We start from the raw sequence: 14647 nt of genomic DNA on the forward strand, positions 1-14647 counted from the left end.
GCTGATCGGGGGCAGGACATGAGCGAGACGACCGAACAGGTCTACGATACCGCGAAGATCCTGGCGGCGCTTCCGCACCGCTACCCGATGCTGCTGGTCGACCGCGTGGTCTCCTTCACCGAGGAGGAGATCCATGCGGTCAAGGCCGTCAGCTTCAACGAGGATTTCTTCCAGGGGCATTTCCCGGGCCGTCCCATCATGCCCGGCGTTCTCCAGATAGAGGCGCTGGCGCAGGCGGCAGGTATCCTTGCCATCGAGTCCCTCGGCCTCGCCGGGACCGGCAAGCTGGTCTACTTCATGGCGATCGAGGACGCGAAGTTCCGCAATCCCGTAACCCCCGGCAACTTGCTCGACCTGCGCGCCGGCTTCGTCCAGAAGCGTTCGCGCGTATGCAAGTTCTGGGGCAAGGCGTCGATCGGCGACAAGGTCACCTGTGAAGTGAACTTCACGGCAATGATCGCCGACAGCTGATTTTTCGGGGTGGGGCCTTCCGGTCGGCTCTCCCGCCGGCAGGATGGGTACACGGACGGGAAGCCCCACTCCCACTTGCATTTCAGCCCGCTTCGCTGTAAGCGCGCCGCTTTCCAAGGCAGGCCGGTCGGAACCGGCCATATGCGAAAGAGATTCGAAATGAAGGCCGATACGCACCCCGACTACCACATGATCACCGTCCAGATGACCGACGGCACCAAGTTCCAGACCCGCTCGACCTGGGGTTCGGAAGGTGACACGCTGGTTCTGGAAGTTGACCCGACGTCGCACCCCGCCTGGACCGGTGGTACGCAGCGCGTGAACGAAGGCGGCCGCGTCGCGCAGTTCAACAAGCGTTTCGGCGGACTCTCGCTCAAGAAGAAGTGAGCCGGGGTTCCATCGCGAACACGCGAAAGGGGCGGTCCGCAAGGGCCGCCTTTTTTGTTGCAGCCGTGACTTGACGCGGCGGCCCGTTTCGCCGGGCTGGTTCAGTTCGGTCCGTTGCCTATCAGGTCATGCCAGTCGGCATGTTCAACCGGTACCTGGAGAAGGAACTCCATGCCTGCCGAGCTGCCGCGAACCCAGCGCACGATTGCCGGTATCTTCGGTTCGGCGCCCATGCCGATCGACACGAACGCGCCCTGGTGCAGCCTTTCCGCTTCGGTGCGCACACAGCATCCGTGAAGTGAGACGTCGGCGAGCATGACGGAGGCCCGCCCGCCGTTGGAGAACTCCAGCGTGGCCTCGAAGCTGGTGGGGCGCCGTTCCTCGCGCCTCCGCTCGGACGGATCGAAGGCTTTGGGGTTCTGGTCATCCTGAAGGGATGGACTTGGCTGGGTGAGACGTTGACCGGGCATTGGCATCTCCATGGAGGCTCATTGCTGGGGGTGGTCGAAGGACGATTCGTCTTGCGGGGTGCCAAGATACTGTCCGCAATTGCCTTTCAGGCCGATAAGCCTAGCCTATGGAAGGTCGCGTAGCGTTGCTGCGCGATGGTGTCGGCAGGAACCGGACCGATCGGTTTCGACTTGAGGAAATGTGCTGTCCGCGGCGTCCTGTCTGAACATGAGTTTCCGGCCCCAAAGGGAGATTACCGATGATCCGTACCGTCCGAACCCTAGCCGTCTGCGCAGCCGCGCTCTCGGCTCATGCTGTCCTGGCAGACAATCACGGCGAAGCGGCCGCGCCGCCAGTCCATGCGACCGTGATCGGGCTCGATGGTCAGGCGCTGGGGATGGTGACTCTCCAGGACACGCCGACCGGCGTTCTTGTCTCGACCGACATCAAGGGGCTGCCCGAAGGTGAGCATGGCTTCCACTTCCATGAGAAGGGCGTGTGCCAGCCTGCGGAAAAGTTCGCGACTGCGGGCGGGCACTTTGCCGCAGGGGGCGCCATGCATGGCCTGATGGTCGAGGGCGGTCCGCACGGCGGCGATATGCCCAACCAGCACGTGGGTGCCGATGGCGTGCTCGAAACGCAGATCCTCAATACCGGAGTCACGCTCGCGCCGGGACCGAAGTCTCTGGAGGATGCCGATGGTTCGGCCCTGGTGATTCACGCCGGTGCGGACGACTACAAGAGCCAGCCCTCGGGCGCTGCGGGCGGACGCATCGCCTGCGCGGTGATCAGCGCGCCGAAATAAGCGATGTTGGGCCGGGGGAGGGCACTAGTTCACCCTCGGCTCAACTCCACGACCGTTCCCGAAACCACTGCGTGACGACGTACTTGCGGCCCTGGCGCACCTTCATTGCGTGGTGCAGGGTGGCGGGATTGAGGCTGCCGTCCGGGCGGCGGTTGTTCCAGGCGACGAGCTTGCCGCGTTCGGGCTGGATCAGCTTGTTGATCACCTTGAAGCGCGTGGCGCCGCCGGCATCCACGTCGTTCAGGTAGATCATGAAGGTCCAGGTGCGCTGGCCGGAAACGCTGCAGTACTTTTCGAAATCGCTGTTGTTGGGCTCGAAATAGTCCGTGTGGGCCTTGAATTCCTGGCCGACCTCGTAGCGTTGGCCCTGCAAGGGTTCGGCATGGGCCGGGTCGATGCCGGAAATATCGCAGAGTTTTCGGGAGAGGGCTGCCACGGCGGGAACGTCGGGGGACAGATCGCAGGTAGAGCTGGTGCGAAACACGTCGTCGCCGTTGTAGTTGGCGACAGTCGAGGGCCGGTGTTCGGCCTCGATCAGCGCGATCAGGGCATCGCACTGCGCAGTGTCGAGGAAATCGCGCTTCACGAAGAGTTCGAGCCGCGAGGAAGGGAAGCGTTGCATGCCCGTACGTAAGAGGGCAGCGCCGGATGATTCGCCTGGAGCCGTCATGGGGCGGACACTAGCGGCACGATTGTCGCGGGAAAATTGCAGGAGTCTTGCATCGATCCGAATTTTTGCTTTGCAAGATGGCCTCCCTTGTGCAAAGGCGCGCTCCCGCACTGATCGCTGCTTGCAGCGTTCCGGGCGGCTTTCCGGAGGCAGGCGCCATTGCTCCTGTCCCGGTGTGGCGATCGTAGCTCAGTTGGTTAGAGCGCCGGTTTGTGGTACCGGAGGTCGTGGGTTCGAACCCCATCGATCGCCCCATTTTCTTCCTTTGCCTGAGCGGTTTGGCACTATGCGGGTGAAAATCTGCAGCGTGGACCCTAAGTCCACTTGCCCCGCGCGCGTCTGTCGATAGAACGCGCCTGTCATGCACGGCTTTGCCAATCCTGCCCGCTTTCTGCGCATCGCCCGCTGGCTGATGCCGCTCTGCATGGGCGTCGGAGTCGTTATCGCGACGGTCGCGCTTTACTGGGGGCTGTTTCGCGCCCCGCCGGAGCGCCTGCAGGGCGAGACCGTGCGCATCGTCTTCCTTCACGTTCCCGCTGCCTGGCTGGGCATGGCAGGCTGGATGGGCATTGCCGCGGCCAGCTTTAGCGAACTGGTCTGGCGTCATCCGCTCGCCGGGATCGCCGCGCGCGGCTGCGCGGTGCCGGGTGCGGTCTTTACCGCGGTTTGCCTGATCACCGGATCTCTGTGGGGGCGTCCGGCCTGGGGGACCTGGTGGGTCTGGGACGGCCGGTTGACCAGCATGCTGGTGCTGCTTTTCCTCTATTTCGGCTGGATGGCGCTGTCGCAGGCGAGCGAGGCCAGCGCCGGCGGGCATACCCGGGCACCGGCGATCTTCGGGCTGGTCGGTGCGGTGAACGTTCCGATCATCCATTACTCGGTGATCTGGTGGAACAGCCAGCACCAACCGCCGAGCATCACCATGGGCAAGTCGGCGATGGACGGGGCCTTCCTGTGGCCGCTGTTGGCCGCTACCCTCGGCTTCACATTGATTTTCGCAGGCGTCGTGCTGGCCCGGATGCGGGCCATACTCGCCGACCAGCAGGCAGAGGCCCGCTTGCGCCGCAAGGCGATGAGCGAAGCGGCATTCTGATAAAGACAAGCGGCATTTACGGGATGAGCGAGGCAATTATCTGATGCGCGAGGCTATGGATGCCTGGACTTTCGTGATCGCGTCCTACGCCGTCGGCGTCGGGGCGACGCTTGCGATGATTGCCTGGTCGCTGATCTCGATGAAGCGGGCCGAGGCCCGCCGCGACAAGGCGCGAGGGCAGCGCTGATGGCCGTGAAAGCGAAACACCAGAGGCTGGTCCTCCTCGTCCTTGCGCTGGTCGTGCTGATTGGCGCTGGCCTGCTCGCGGCCTGGGCGCTGCGCAATCAGGCGAGCTATTTCTATGTCCCGAACGAGATTGTCGCCAGTCCGCCAGCGCCCGACCGCGCCGTGCGCCTTGGCGGCATGGTCGAGAAGGGCTCGCTCAAGACCGAGGGCGACGGTGTGACCATCGCCTTTGTCGTCGAGGATGGGAAGGCGCGCGTGCCGGTGACTTTCAAGGGCATCGTCCCCTCGCTCTTCGTCGAAGGGTCGGGTGTCGTCGCCGAAGGCCGGATGGGCAAGGACGGGACTTTCATTGCCGACAACCTGCTGGCCAAGCATGACGAGAACTACGTCCCGCGCGAGATGCAGGAGATGACTGCAGCGCAGGCCGACAAGATCGTGGCGGAAACGCAGTGATCGCGGAATTCGGACTCGCCGCGCTCTGGCTTGCCGCCGCGCTCGCCGCGCTGCAGCTCGTTGCCGGTGCGCTTGGCCTGACCCGGCGCGGCGAAGCGCTGGGCGGCGTCGTGCGCCCGGTCGCGGTCGTGCAGGGGCTGCTCGCGCTCGTCTCGTTCCTGTGCCTGATCTACGTCTTTGCCGTCACCGACCTGTCGGTGAAGCTGGTGGCGATGAACTCGCATTCGATGAAGCCGCTGGTCTTCAAGATCGCCGGTGCCTGGGGCAACCACGAGGGCTCGATGCTCCTGTGGGTCACGGTCATGGGCATGGCGGGCGGTTTCGTTGCGTTGATCGAGAGGCGCCTGCCCGAGCCGACGATGCTGGCAACGCTGGCCGGACAGGCCTTCGTCAGCCTCGGCTTCTATGCCTTCCTGCTGATCGCCTCGAACCCGTTCGAACGCCTCTCGCCGGTTCCGGCTGAAGGCAACGGCCTCAATCCGCTGCTGCAGGACCTCGGCCTCGCGTTCCATCCGCCCACGCTCTACCTCGGCTATGTCGGCCTTTCGGTGGCCTTCAGCTTCGCAATCGGCGCGCTGGTCACGCGTGAGGTCGGGCCGGCCTTCGCCCGCGCCATGCGCCCATGGGTGATGGGTGCCTGGATTTTCCTGACGGTGGGTATCACCGCCGGTTCCTACTGGGCCTATTACGAACTGGGCTGGGGCGGCTGGTGGTTCTGGGATCCGGTCGAGAACGCCTCGCTCATGCCCTGGCTGGCGGCGACCGCGCTGCTGCATTCGGCCAGCGTTCTCGCTGCGCGCAATGCCTTGCGCGCCTGGACGATCATGCTGGGCGTCGTGGCTTTCTCGATGTCGATGATCGGCACCTTCCTGGTGCGCTCGGGCATTCTCACCAGCGTCCATGCCTTTGCCGTCGACCCCGAGCGCGGGACATTCATCCTCGCGCTTCTGGCGATCAACATCGGCGGGGCGCTCACGCTTTTCGCCTTGCGCGCCGCGACCGTGACCGAGGGCGAACGCTTCGCCGTCGTCAGCCGCGAGGGCGCGCTGGTGTTCAATAACGTGATGCTTTCGGCGATTCTCGGCATCGTCCTGTTCGGGACACTCTATCCGCTGGTGGCCGAGGCCATGGGCGCCAAGGTCTCGGTAGGGCCGCCGTACTTCAACCCGATGAGCGCCCTGTTCGCCGTGCCGATGCTGATGGTCCTGGCGGTCGGTCCGCTGCTTCGCTGGCGGCGCGATGCCTTCTCCCGGGTCGGCAAGCGGTTGGTGATTCCCGCCATGCTGGTTGCGGCAGGTGTGATTGCGCTGCTGGTCGTTGGCGGTGTCGCATTCCTGCCGGTCATCGGCCTGGCGCTGGCCGCAGGGCTTGCCTGGGCAAGCCTGATGCCGCTGCGCGAACGCAACCTGCGCCGCACGCCGCTACCGGTGTGGGGTATGGTGATCGCGCACTTCGGGATTGCCGTGGCGCTGTTCGGCATGAGCAGCGAGAGCGCCTTCTCGGTCGAGAAGCTGGTTGCGGTGAGGCCCGGCGAGACGACGCAGGTCGGTCCGTGGCTTGTTCGCCTCGAACGGGTCGAACCGGTGGCCGGCCCCAACTGGACCGCGCTCGAGGCGGAACTGAAGGTGCGGTACAAGGATTCGGACCCGGTCATCGCCCGGCCGCAGTCGCGCAGCTTTTGGGCGCCCCCGCAACAGACCAGCGAATCTTCGCTGCTGACGCGCTGGAACGGGCAGCTTTACTCGGTTCTGGGCGGGGAAGCGGAAGACGGTCGATGGCAGCTTCGCCTGTGGTGGAAACCCTTTGTCACCCTGATCTGGCTGGGGGGTCTGCTGATTGCCCTGGGCGGTGTGCTGGCCCTGATCGGCCGCGTGAAGAGCGACCTGCGCCGCCTCATCGCGCGTGACAAGATTGCCGACAGGCGCGAGAGTCAGGGCCGATGAGCGAGCCAACGCCTCCCAAGGCCCCCAAGTGGGCGATCTGGCTGCCCCTGGTGCTGTTCGTGGCCTTCGTCGCGCTCGTCATGATCGGGCTCTATCGTCCGGCGGACCGCAACGTGGCCAGCACGCTGGTCGGCAAGCCCATGCCCGAGTTCCAGCTTCCGCCGGCATTGCCCGGTCGACCCGGGCTCGACAGTCGGCAATTCGCCAATGGCTCGCCGCATCTCGTGAACATCTTTGCCAGCTGGTGCCTGCCGTGCCGCGTCGAGGCACCGCAACTGGCGGCACTGGCCAGGGCAGGTGTGCCGATCGAAGGCATCTCCGTACGTGACACGACCGAGGCGCTGCAGGGTTTCCTTGCCGAACACGGCGATCCGTTCCAGCGAATCGGTGCCGATGATGACGGCAAGGTCCAGCTCGCGCTCGGCTCCTCTGGCGTGCCGGAGACTTACGTGATCGATGGCAAGGGCGTGATTCGCTACCAGCACATCGGCGAAATCCGTCCCGAACATATCCCGATGATTCTCGACAAGCTGAAGGAGACCGCGCAGTGAGCCGCCTGCCAGTCTGTCTTCGCCCGCCCCACCGCCTGTTCGCGGTGATCGTGGCCGCTCTGGGCCTGCTGTGCGCTGGGCCGGCCATGGCGCAGGAAGAGCATTCGACCGCGCCTTATGCCTATCGCCAGCTGGAAGACCCGGCCAAGGAGGAGAAAGCGCAGGCGCTGATGGAGACGCTGCGCTGCCTGCAGTGCCAGGGACAGTCCATTGCCGATTCGGATGCGCCAATTGCCGGTTCGATGCGCTCGCTCGTGCGGGAACGGATCGCTGCAGGCGAAGATCCCGAGGCGATTCGCGGCTGGCTGATCGAACGTTACGGCGATTACGTCAGCTACGCACCGCAATTGACCAGCCTCACCTGGCCGCTCTTTGCCGTGCCTGCCTTTCTCATCCTGCTGGCCGTGCTGTTGCTGCGCCGGCGCTTTCGCAGGGGAGGGGAACAATGACCTGGGTCCTCGTCGTCGTTCTGGCGGTGGTCGCCTTCATAGGCATTGCCTTTGTCCTCAAGGCGCCGCGCAGCGGCTGGGAAGCGATCGCCGCCGCGCTCGTCCTGGGCATTGCCGGTTACGCTTCGCAGGCAAGCCCGGGCCTGCCCGCTGCGCCCAAGGCGGCGTCCGAGCAGGTCTCCAAGGACGCAGCGGCGATGGTCGATGCGCGCGGAAAGGTCAGCGACAGCAGTCTGCCGCCGAGCGATCGATGGGTGGTGATTGCCGACGGACTGGCGCGAAACGGCCGTTACGGCGATGCTGCCGAGGTTCTGCGCGGTGCGGTCGATGCGGATCCCAAGAACACCGAGGCATGGCTGGCAATGGGCAACGCGCTGGTCTCCCATGCCGATGGGCTGCTGACGCCCGCGGCGCTCTATGCCTTCCGCAAGGCGGCCCTGTCGGATCCGGATGCACCGGGGCCGCCGTTCTTCCTGGGCCTCGCTTTCGCCCAGTCTGGTCGCTACGCCGAGGCCCGCCAGCTGTGGTCCGACCTGCTCGAACGCGCGCCCGAGGATGCTCCCTGGCGCGCGCCTCTGGCGGATCAGCTGTCCAAGCTGGAGGCGTTCCTTGCCGGACAATCGGGTGGGCAAGGTCCCTCTTCGGGTCAGTCAACCCCCTGAGCCTGATTTAAGTATCGTTGCTTGGGTCTCTGCATGCTGCTAACGGCCACCCCTTGCCGCAGCTGCGAGATGGCTTATCCAGTCCATGACGGGGCGCAGGAATGAGTGATGAACAATCGGGTCGTGGTGCTGAAACCCCGTCGGTAATCAATCCGGCGATGTCTTCCGCGCATCCAGTCCCCGGGGGCCATGGTCATGGTTCCAACAACGTCGCCAAGCTCGCCTTCGGGGCGATCGGCGTCGTTTTTGGAGACATCGGTACCAGCCCGATCTACGCCTTTCGTGAAACTTTCGTCGGCCCGCACCCGCTGGCCATCGACGAATTGCACATTCTGGGCGTCGTCAGCCTGATCTTCTGGTCGATGACGCTGGTCGTATCGATCCAGTACGTGGGCATCCTGATGCGCGCGGACAACAAGGGGCAGGGCGGCAGCCTCGCCCTCGTCGCGCTGATTTCCGGTCACATCAAGAAATCGCGATACGGCGGTCTTGTCGTGCTGCTGGGCGTCTTTGCGACCTCGCTGTTCTACGGCGACTCGATGATTACCCCGGCGGTTTCGGTGCTCTCGGCGGTCGAAGGCCTGACAGTCGTCGAATCGCGCCTGGCGCCGCTCGTCCTGCCGATTGCGCTGGTCCTGCTGATTGGCCTGTTCGTTCTGCAGAAAAGCGGGACGGCCAAGGTGGGAGCGCTCTTCGCGCCCGTCATGGTGATCTATTTCTCGGTCCTGGCGATCCTGGGCATCTATCACCTCGTGCAGATGCCCGGCGTGCTCGTCGCCCTGAACCCGTGGTACGCGATCCAGTTCTTCCTGACCGACAAGATGCTCGGCTTCCTGGCTCTCGGCTCGGTCGTGCTGGCCGTGACCGGCGCGGAAGCGCTCTATTCGGACATGGGCCACTTCGGGCGCGGCCCGATGCGCATGTCGTGGTTCGGCTTCGTAATGCCCTGCCTGCTGATCAACTACTTCGGCCAGGCGGCGATGATTCTCGGCCTGGACGATGCTTCGGCGGCAGAGGCGATGGAGAACCCGTTCTTCAACCTCGCGCCGGAATACCTGCGCCTGCCGCTCGTCATCCTGGCCACCTGCGCGACGTTCATCGCCAGCCAGGCGGTGATCTCGGGTGCGTTCTCGATCACCCACCAGGCGATGCAGCTTGGCTTCATCCCGCGCCTCTCGACCCGCCACACCAGCGAGCACGAAGTTGGGCAGATCTACATTCCCTTCGTGAACTGGGCGCTGATGACCGGCGTGATCGTGCTGGTCCTCGTCTTCCAGAACTCGTCGAACCTCGCTTCGGCCTACGGTATCGCGGTTACCGGCGCGATGCTCATCGACACCTGCCTGATGACGGTGTTGCTGATCGTGCTGTGGCGCTGGAAGCTGTGGCTGGCGATCCCGGTCATCGTTACATTCTTCATCGTCGATGGCGCCTACTTCGCTGCGAACGCGACCAAGATCGCGGATGGCGGCTGGTTCCCGCTGCTGATCGGCGGTATTGCCTTCACGCTGCTGACGACCTGGAACAAGGGCCGCCGCCTCATGCGCCTGCGCATGACCGAGGCCGCCTTGCCGCTCAACGTCTTCGCCAAGAGCGCGCACGGCAGCGCCGCGCGCGTACCGGGTACGGCGATCTTCATGGCATCGAGCAATGTCGGCGTGCCTTCGGCGCTGCTGCACAACATCAAGCACAACAAGGTGCTGCATGAGCGCGTTGTCGTGCTGACCGTCGAAGTGGCCGATGTGCCCTATGTCGAGGCAAGCGAGCGCTACGAGGTTTCGGACCTCGGGCAGGGCTTCTATCGCCTGACGCTGCGCTATGGCTTCATGGAAGAGACCGATATCCCCGTAGCGCTGGCCAATACCCAGATCTGCGGCGCTCCGTTCGAGATGATGAAGACCAGCTTCTTCCTCTCCCGTCAGACGCTGCTTCCGGCGGCCAAGCCGGGCATGGCAATCTGGCGCGAAAAGCTCTTCGCCTGGATGATGCGCAATGCGGCCAGTGCGATGGAGTTCTTCCGCCTGCCGACCAACCGCGTCGTCGAACTGGGCAGCCAGCTCGAGATCTGATTGCGCGGTCCGTCTTCCCTCTTGAGAGGACAGCAAAAAGGGCGGACCTGCTGCGAAGGCAGGCCCGCCCTTTGCGTTTCCGGTGACCGATCAGCCGAGGTTGGCGCTGACCATGCAGTAGATCATCGGAATCGACAGCAGCGTGTTGAGACGGCTGGCAATCAGCGCGCGCGGCGCGGCGGCGGCTTTCTCCTCGGCGCTGGCTTCCACGATGCCCAGGATCTTCTTCTGGGCGGGCCAGATGATGAACCAGACGTTGAAGGCCATGACGAGGGCCATCCACATGCCCACGCCGATCAGCGCGACGGCTCCAACGCCCGCGAAGCTGAGCGCCTGGACGAGGTAGCCGCTGGCCCACGCGACGACGAGCCCGGTGATGACCGTGAACAGCGCCGCATAGCGGAAGTAGAATAGCACCTTGGGCGCGATGTGCCCGGTGACCGCGCCTTTCTGCTCCGCCGGGATCGACGGCATCAGCGGCACTTGCACGAAGTTGAGATAGTAGAGCAGGCCGATCCACAGGATCCCGAAAAAGACGTGGAGCCAGCGGAAGACCGAATTGAGATTGACCGGTGAGTATGGCGCGAAGGCCAGCATGATCAGGATCGCGAGCGCGATACCTACACCCAGGACGAGATTCAGGTTTCCGAACAGTTTCGCCATTGCATCCCCCTTTATGTTCTTGCGCCGGCCCCCCTGCTGTTGGCGTTAGTCAGCGACCGGCAACGCACTATCGCGATTCCGGCACGGCTTGTCACATGAAATCATGGGATGGGGAGGAGAACCTCCACGCAGGCTCAGTCGTGCGGGGGATTCTCGATCAGCTCTTCCTTCGCGGTTTCGCCCATGCCGTGCCTGAGCACCATGGGCAGCTGCGAGAAAGTGAAGAGGAAGGAAATCACCGTGAAACCCCAGAGCTTGGCCTGCAGCCACGTATCGAAAGTGATGACCCCGATATGCTTGGCATAGACGAGCGCGGTGTTGAGGACGGCCAGGAACAGGAAGAACCACGCCCAATTGCGCGAGAGTTTCATCCAGCCGGTCTCGTCCAGACCCTCGAAGGCTGACTGCAGAAGATACTTGAGCATCGGCTTGCCGCGCCAAAGCCCGATGAAGAGTACCCCGGAGAACATCAGGTAAACCGCGGTTGGCTTGATCATGATCCACAGCGGATCGTGGAAGATCACGGTCAGCGCGCCGAAGCCTACGATCAGCACCGTCGTCAGCCAGAGCATCGGCGAGATATGGCCCAGCCGCCACTTGGAGACGACGAGGGCGATCACGGTGGCAGCCATGAAGGCCAGCGTGCCCTTGATGACGGCGGCTACAGTGGCGATGCTGTCCTCGCTGTCAGCCGGTGAATAGTGCCGGTAGGCAAGGAAGAAGATCAGCAGCGGTCCGTAGTCGACCACGAGATTGAGCCAGGAGCTGCGCGGCTTTTCCTCGGCCTTGGCGGGGGATGCTTGGGTCATCAGGCGATTCCGGCGATAACCTGGGCCACGAGGTCCGGGTTGAAGGGGCGCAGGTCGTCGATCTTTTCACCGACGCCGATGGCATGGATGGGAAGCCCGTATTGCTCGGCCGCTGCGACGAGGACGCCGCCGCGTGCAGTGCCGTCCAGCTTGGTCATGATCAGGCCGGAGACGCCCGCGACTTCCTTGAAGATCTCGATCTGCGACAGCGCGTTCTGACCGTTGGTGGCATCGAGCACCAGGACCACGTCGTGCGGGGCCTCGGGGTTGAGGCGGCCCAGCACGCGGCGGATCTTGGCCAGCTCGTCCATCAGTTCGCGCTTGTTCTGCAGGCGTCCTGCGGTGTCGACAATCAGCGCGTCAATGCCCTGGTCGGTCGCAGCCTTGACCGCATCGAACACGACGGAAGCCGGATCGCCGCCTTCGGGGCCCTTGACGATGGGAACGCCCAGCCGTTCGGCCCAGACGCCAAGCTGGCCGATGGCTGCGGCACGGAAGGTATCGCCCGCTGCCAGCATGACCGAATAGTCCTGTTCCTGGAACAGGTGCGCCAGCTTGGCGATCGTCGTGGTCTTGCCCGATCCGTTGACGCCGATCACGAGGATCACCTGCGGACGCGGGAAAGCCACCACGTCGAGCGGCCTTGCGACAGGGCGCAGGATGTCGGCGATCTCACGCGCGACGACTTCCATGATCGCGCGCTCATCGGCGTCGCGCTCGAAGCGTTCTTCGGCGAGCCGGTCGCGGATGCGGGCCGCGGCGCGCGGGCCGAGGTCCGACATGATCAGGGCGTCCTCGATGTCGTCGAGCTGGCCATCGTCCAGGCGGGTCTTGCCGACGATACCGGCGAGGTTGCCGGTCAGCCGTTCGGAGGTCTTGCGAAAGCCTCCGAAGAGGCGTTCGGACCAGGCGTCGTTGGGGGCGCCTTCGTCACTCATACTTCCAGTATTCCTTCGACTGCCTTTCCAGGCGTGATGCGTAGCAGTGCGCCGGGCTGCGTGCCCTCGGGAAGGCGCACGGTCGCGAAGTTCTCGGCATGGCCGGTCCCGCCTTTCTCGGCAAGCACCGTCAGCGCCTTGCCGACAAGGCCTTCCAGCCAAGTGTCGCGCTGGCGGGTGATGGCCGCACGCAGTTCCGCGGCACGGGCCTTGATCAGCGGCGCGCTGACCTGCGGCATGCGAGCGGCCGGGGTACCCGGTCGCTGTGAATAGGGGAAGACGTGCCCGTGCACGATCTGCAGGCTTTCGACGATCGAGAGGCTGTTGGCGTGCGCGGCTTCGTCTTCGGTAGGGAATCCGGCGATGATGTCCGCGCCCACGGCAAGATCGCCGCGGTGGGCCCGCAGCCCTTCGACAAGCGCGATGGCATCGGCGCGGCTGTGGCGCCGCTTCATCCGCTTGAGGATGAGGTCGTCGCCATGTTGTAGCGAAAGATGCACATGCGGCATCATGCGCGGTTCATGCGCAAGCAGCTCGAACAGGCTGGGGTCCACTTCCGCGCCGTCGATCGAGGACAGGCGCAGGCGGGGCAGGGCGGCGAAGCGGGCCAGGATCGCTTCGCACAGCGCACCCAGTCGCGTAGCGCCGGGCAGGTCGCTGCCCCAGGAGGTAAGGTCGACGCCGGTAAGTACGATCTCGCCCACTCCCTCATCGACATGCACGGCGATGTCTTCGATCACTTCGGCCACGCTGCGCGAACGGCTCGGGCCACGCCCTTGCGGGATCACGCAGAAGGTGCAGGCATGGTCGCAGCCGTTCTGCACCTGCACGAAGCCGCGCGTGTAGCCGCCCTTTGCGCGAAGGGGCGGGGCAGCAGGCACGTTCCAGGCGCGTGGATCGAGCTTGGCGGTGTTGGCGACGAGGCCGTCCACCTCGGGCATCTGCCCCAGCATCTCGCGCTCCACTTCGGCGGCGCAGCCGGTGACGATCAGGCGCGCGTCGGGCCGTGCGCGGCGGGCGCGGCGGATCGCTTGCCGGGTCTGGCGCACCGCTTCGGCCGTCACGGCGCAGGAATTGATCACGACAAGATCCTGCGCTTCGCCGAGCAGGCCGCGCAGGGATTCGCTTTCCGCGATGTTGAGGCGGCAGCCGAGGGAATGGACTTCGACCGTCAAACCCCGGTCCCGCCCGCAGGCATCCCGTAATCGGCCGGATCGAACGAGCCGCGGAAGCTCTCGGTCGCCGGACCGGTCATGACGATCTCGCCGTCCTCGCGCCATTCGATGACGAGCGGCCCGCCGGGAAGGGTCACGGTGACGCGGCGATCGACCAGGCCGCGCTTCATCGCTCCGATGGCTGTCGCGCAGGCGCCGGTGCCGCAGGCGCGGGTAAGGCCGGCGCCGCGTTCCCAAACGCGCAGGGTCATCGCGTCGCGTGCGGTCACTGCAGCGACATTGACGTTGATCCTCTCTGGGAACAGCGGGTCGGTCTCGATCAGCGGGCCAAGCCGGTTCATATCGACTGAATAGGGATCGGTGACGAAGAAGATGACGTGCGGATTGCCGACGTTGACGGCGATGGGATCGGTCAGCTCATCCCAGCCGACCGGCATGGAATGGGTGTCCATCGCATAGGCAAGCGGAATGCGGTCCCAGTCGAAGCGGGGCTTGCCCATTTCGACGGAAATGCCGCTGTCGCTTGGGGAGGCGTGGAGCAGGCCGCCCAGCGTCTCGATCCGGGCCGGCTGGCCGTGCAGCAGGCCGACCGCGCGGGTGGCATTGCCGCATGCCTCCACTTCGCTGCCGTCGGCATTGAAGATGCGCATGCGGAAATCCCCCTCGGAAGAGGGCTCAAGCAGGATCAGCTGGTCGCAGCCGATGCCGGTGTGGCGGTCGGCAAGGGCAGATGCGGCAGCGGAGTCGATCGGCGGCAGGGCGCGCTCCCGCGCGTCCAGCACGATGAAGTCGTTGCCCAGCCCATGCATCTTGGTGAATTCGATCCGCATGGCGCGCGATCTATGCGTTGGCGGGCCTCAGGTCCAGTGGTGA

The 14647-nt window shown here is 64.8% G+C and carries 18 protein-coding genes and 1 tRNA gene; 12 read left to right on the plus strand and 7 right to left on the minus strand.

What is annotated here, in order from left to right; genetic code table 11:
- The first annotated feature begins 18 nt into the window (after positions 1–18).
- Positions 19–471: a 3-hydroxyacyl-ACP dehydratase FabZ gene (gene fabZ / locus J3474_RS02735; protein WP_007013810.1), complete on the plus strand. Its 453-nt coding sequence runs from the start codon at positions 19–21 to the stop codon at positions 469–471.
- 159 nt (positions 472–630) lie between these two features.
- Positions 631–858, plus strand: coding sequence for a 50S ribosomal protein L31 (rpmE, locus tag J3474_RS02740; protein ID WP_007013811.1), 228 nt, complete (start codon positions 631–633; stop codon positions 856–858).
- 101 nt (positions 859–959) lie between these two features.
- Here rpmE and J3474_RS02745 read toward each other — a convergent pair whose 3' ends face one another.
- The gene (locus J3474_RS02745; RefSeq protein WP_158511851.1) at positions 960–1328 is read right to left on the minus strand and encodes a PilZ domain-containing protein; all 369 of its coding nucleotides are present in this window, start codon (positions 1326–1328) and stop codon (positions 960–962) included.
- Positions 1329–1567: 239 nt separating this feature from the next.
- Between J3474_RS02745 and J3474_RS02750 the strand changes: the two genes are divergently transcribed.
- The gene (locus J3474_RS02750) at positions 1568–2113 is read left to right on the plus strand and encodes a superoxide dismutase family protein (protein ID WP_207093036.1); all 546 of its coding nucleotides are present in this window, start codon (positions 1568–1570) and stop codon (positions 2111–2113) included.
- 40 nt (positions 2114–2153) lie between these two features.
- Here J3474_RS02750 and J3474_RS02755 read toward each other — a convergent pair whose 3' ends face one another.
- A complete protein-coding gene (locus tag J3474_RS02755) occupies positions 2154–2783 on the minus strand; it encodes a 2OG-Fe(II) oxygenase (protein ID WP_207093037.1) in 630 nt (209 codons plus the stop codon).
- A gap of 178 nt (positions 2784–2961) precedes the next feature.
- Here J3474_RS02755 and J3474_RS02760 point away from each other — a divergent pair.
- The 9 genes from J3474_RS02760 (at position 2962) to J3474_RS02800 (ending at position 10189) form a co-directional block, all read left to right on the plus strand.
- Positions 2962–3038, plus strand: a tRNA-His gene (locus J3474_RS02760).
- A gap of 106 nt (positions 3039–3144) precedes the next feature.
- Positions 3145–3876: a heme ABC transporter permease CcmC gene (ccmC, locus tag J3474_RS02765; RefSeq protein WP_207093038.1), complete on the plus strand. Its 732-nt coding sequence runs from the start codon at positions 3145–3147 to the stop codon at positions 3874–3876.
- Positions 3877–3919: 43 nt separating this feature from the next.
- Entirely contained in the window at positions 3920–4063 is a 144-nt protein-coding gene (locus tag J3474_RS02770; protein ID WP_007013815.1) for a hypothetical protein, read from the plus strand.
- Positions 4063–4515: a cytochrome c maturation protein CcmE gene (gene ccmE, locus J3474_RS02775; RefSeq protein WP_007013816.1), complete on the plus strand. Its 453-nt coding sequence runs from the start codon at positions 4063–4065 to the stop codon at positions 4513–4515. Before J3474_RS02770 ends, ccmE begins: the two co-directional genes overlap by 1 nt.
- Positions 4512–6458 carry a heme lyase CcmF/NrfE family subunit gene (locus J3474_RS02780; RefSeq protein WP_207093039.1) on the plus strand — a complete coding sequence of 649 codons (1947 nt, stop codon included), beginning with the start codon at positions 4512–4514 and terminating at the stop codon, positions 6456–6458. The genes ccmE and J3474_RS02780 overlap by 4 nt, the downstream gene beginning before the upstream one ends.
- Complete coding sequence (locus J3474_RS02785; protein WP_207093040.1) at positions 6455–7009, plus strand: DsbE family thiol:disulfide interchange protein; 555 nt, start codon at positions 6455–6457, stop codon at positions 7007–7009. The genes J3474_RS02780 and J3474_RS02785 overlap by 4 nt, the downstream gene beginning before the upstream one ends.
- On the plus strand, positions 7006–7458 hold the full coding sequence (locus tag J3474_RS02790) for a cytochrome c-type biogenesis protein (RefSeq protein WP_207093041.1): 453 nt from the start codon (positions 7006–7008) through the stop codon (positions 7456–7458). The genes J3474_RS02785 and J3474_RS02790 overlap by 4 nt, the downstream gene beginning before the upstream one ends.
- Positions 7455–8120 carry a tetratricopeptide repeat protein gene (locus J3474_RS02795; RefSeq protein WP_207093042.1) on the plus strand — a complete coding sequence of 222 codons (666 nt, stop codon included), beginning with the start codon at positions 7455–7457 and terminating at the stop codon, positions 8118–8120. The genes J3474_RS02790 and J3474_RS02795 overlap by 4 nt, the downstream gene beginning before the upstream one ends.
- A gap of 101 nt (positions 8121–8221) precedes the next feature.
- Complete coding sequence (locus J3474_RS02800) at positions 8222–10189, plus strand: potassium transporter Kup (protein ID WP_013832701.1); 1968 nt, start codon at positions 8222–8224, stop codon at positions 10187–10189.
- A gap of 90 nt (positions 10190–10279) precedes the next feature.
- On the opposite strand, the gene J3474_RS02805 is transcribed toward J3474_RS02800, so the two are convergent.
- From J3474_RS02805 to dapF, 5 genes are all read right to left on the minus strand, one after another.
- Complete coding sequence (locus J3474_RS02805) at positions 10280–10852, minus strand: urate hydroxylase PuuD (protein WP_007013822.1); 573 nt, start codon at positions 10850–10852, stop codon at positions 10280–10282.
- 134 nt (positions 10853–10986) lie between these two features.
- A complete protein-coding gene (locus tag J3474_RS02810) occupies positions 10987–11661 on the minus strand; it encodes an inner membrane-spanning protein YciB (protein ID WP_007013823.1) in 675 nt (224 codons plus the stop codon).
- Positions 11661–12599 (minus strand): signal recognition particle-docking protein FtsY, encoded by a 939-nt coding sequence (gene ftsY / locus J3474_RS02815; RefSeq protein WP_207093043.1) that lies wholly within the window; start codon positions 12597–12599, stop codon positions 11661–11663. Before ftsY ends, J3474_RS02810 begins: the two co-directional genes overlap by 1 nt.
- Entirely contained in the window at positions 12596–13774 is a 1179-nt protein-coding gene (locus J3474_RS02820) for a MiaB/RimO family radical SAM methylthiotransferase (protein ID WP_207093044.1), read from the minus strand. Before J3474_RS02820 ends, ftsY begins: the two co-directional genes overlap by 4 nt.
- Positions 13771–14604 (minus strand): diaminopimelate epimerase, encoded by an 834-nt coding sequence (dapF, locus tag J3474_RS02825; protein ID WP_207093045.1) that lies wholly within the window; start codon positions 14602–14604, stop codon positions 13771–13773. The genes J3474_RS02820 and dapF overlap by 4 nt, the downstream gene beginning before the upstream one ends.
- Positions 14605–14647: the final 43 nt, after the last annotated feature.

The organism is Novosphingobium sp. PY1 (genome assembly GCF_017312445.1).
Lineage (GTDB): Bacteria > Pseudomonadota > Alphaproteobacteria > Sphingomonadales > Sphingomonadaceae > Novosphingobium.

Excerpts from the sequence above, each read along its gene's own strand:
- J3474_RS02800 (WP_013832701.1), top strand. The coding sequence starts at position 8,222 with ATGAGTGATGAACAATCGGGTCGTGGTGCTGAAACCCCGTCGGTAATC.
- J3474_RS02755 (WP_207093037.1), bottom strand. The coding sequence starts at position 2,783 with ATGACGGCTCCAGGCGAATCATCCGGCGCTGCCCTCTTACGTACGGGC.
- J3474_RS02770 (WP_007013815.1), top strand. The coding sequence starts at position 3,920 with ATGCGCGAGGCTATGGATGCCTGGACTTTCGTGATCGCGTCCTACGCC.
- fabZ (WP_007013810.1), top strand. The coding sequence starts at position 19 with ATGAGCGAGACGACCGAACAGGTCTACGATACCGCGAAGATCCTGGCG.
- dapF (WP_207093045.1), bottom strand. The coding sequence starts at position 14,604 with ATGCGGATCGAATTCACCAAGATGCATGGGCTGGGCAACGACTTCATC.
- rpmE (WP_007013811.1), top strand. The coding sequence starts at position 631 with ATGAAGGCCGATACGCACCCCGACTACCACATGATCACCGTCCAGATG.
- J3474_RS02810 (WP_007013823.1), bottom strand. The coding sequence starts at position 11,661 with ATGACCCAAGCATCCCCCGCCAAGGCCGAGGAAAAGCCGCGCAGCTCC.
- J3474_RS02785 (WP_207093040.1), top strand. The coding sequence starts at position 6,455 with ATGAGCGAGCCAACGCCTCCCAAGGCCCCCAAGTGGGCGATCTGGCTG.
- ccmC (WP_207093038.1), top strand. The coding sequence starts at position 3,145 with ATGCACGGCTTTGCCAATCCTGCCCGCTTTCTGCGCATCGCCCGCTGG.
- ccmE (WP_007013816.1), top strand. The coding sequence starts at position 4,063 with ATGGCCGTGAAAGCGAAACACCAGAGGCTGGTCCTCCTCGTCCTTGCG.
- J3474_RS02745 (WP_158511851.1), bottom strand. The coding sequence starts at position 1,328 with ATGCCCGGTCAACGTCTCACCCAGCCAAGTCCATCCCTTCAGGATGAC.
- J3474_RS02750 (WP_207093036.1), top strand. The coding sequence starts at position 1,568 with ATGATCCGTACCGTCCGAACCCTAGCCGTCTGCGCAGCCGCGCTCTCG.
- J3474_RS02805 (WP_007013822.1), bottom strand. The coding sequence starts at position 10,852 with ATGGCGAAACTGTTCGGAAACCTGAATCTCGTCCTGGGTGTAGGTATC.
- ftsY (WP_207093043.1), bottom strand. The coding sequence starts at position 12,599 with ATGAGTGACGAAGGCGCCCCCAACGACGCCTGGTCCGAACGCCTCTTC.
- J3474_RS02795 (WP_207093042.1), top strand. The coding sequence starts at position 7,455 with ATGACCTGGGTCCTCGTCGTCGTTCTGGCGGTGGTCGCCTTCATAGGC.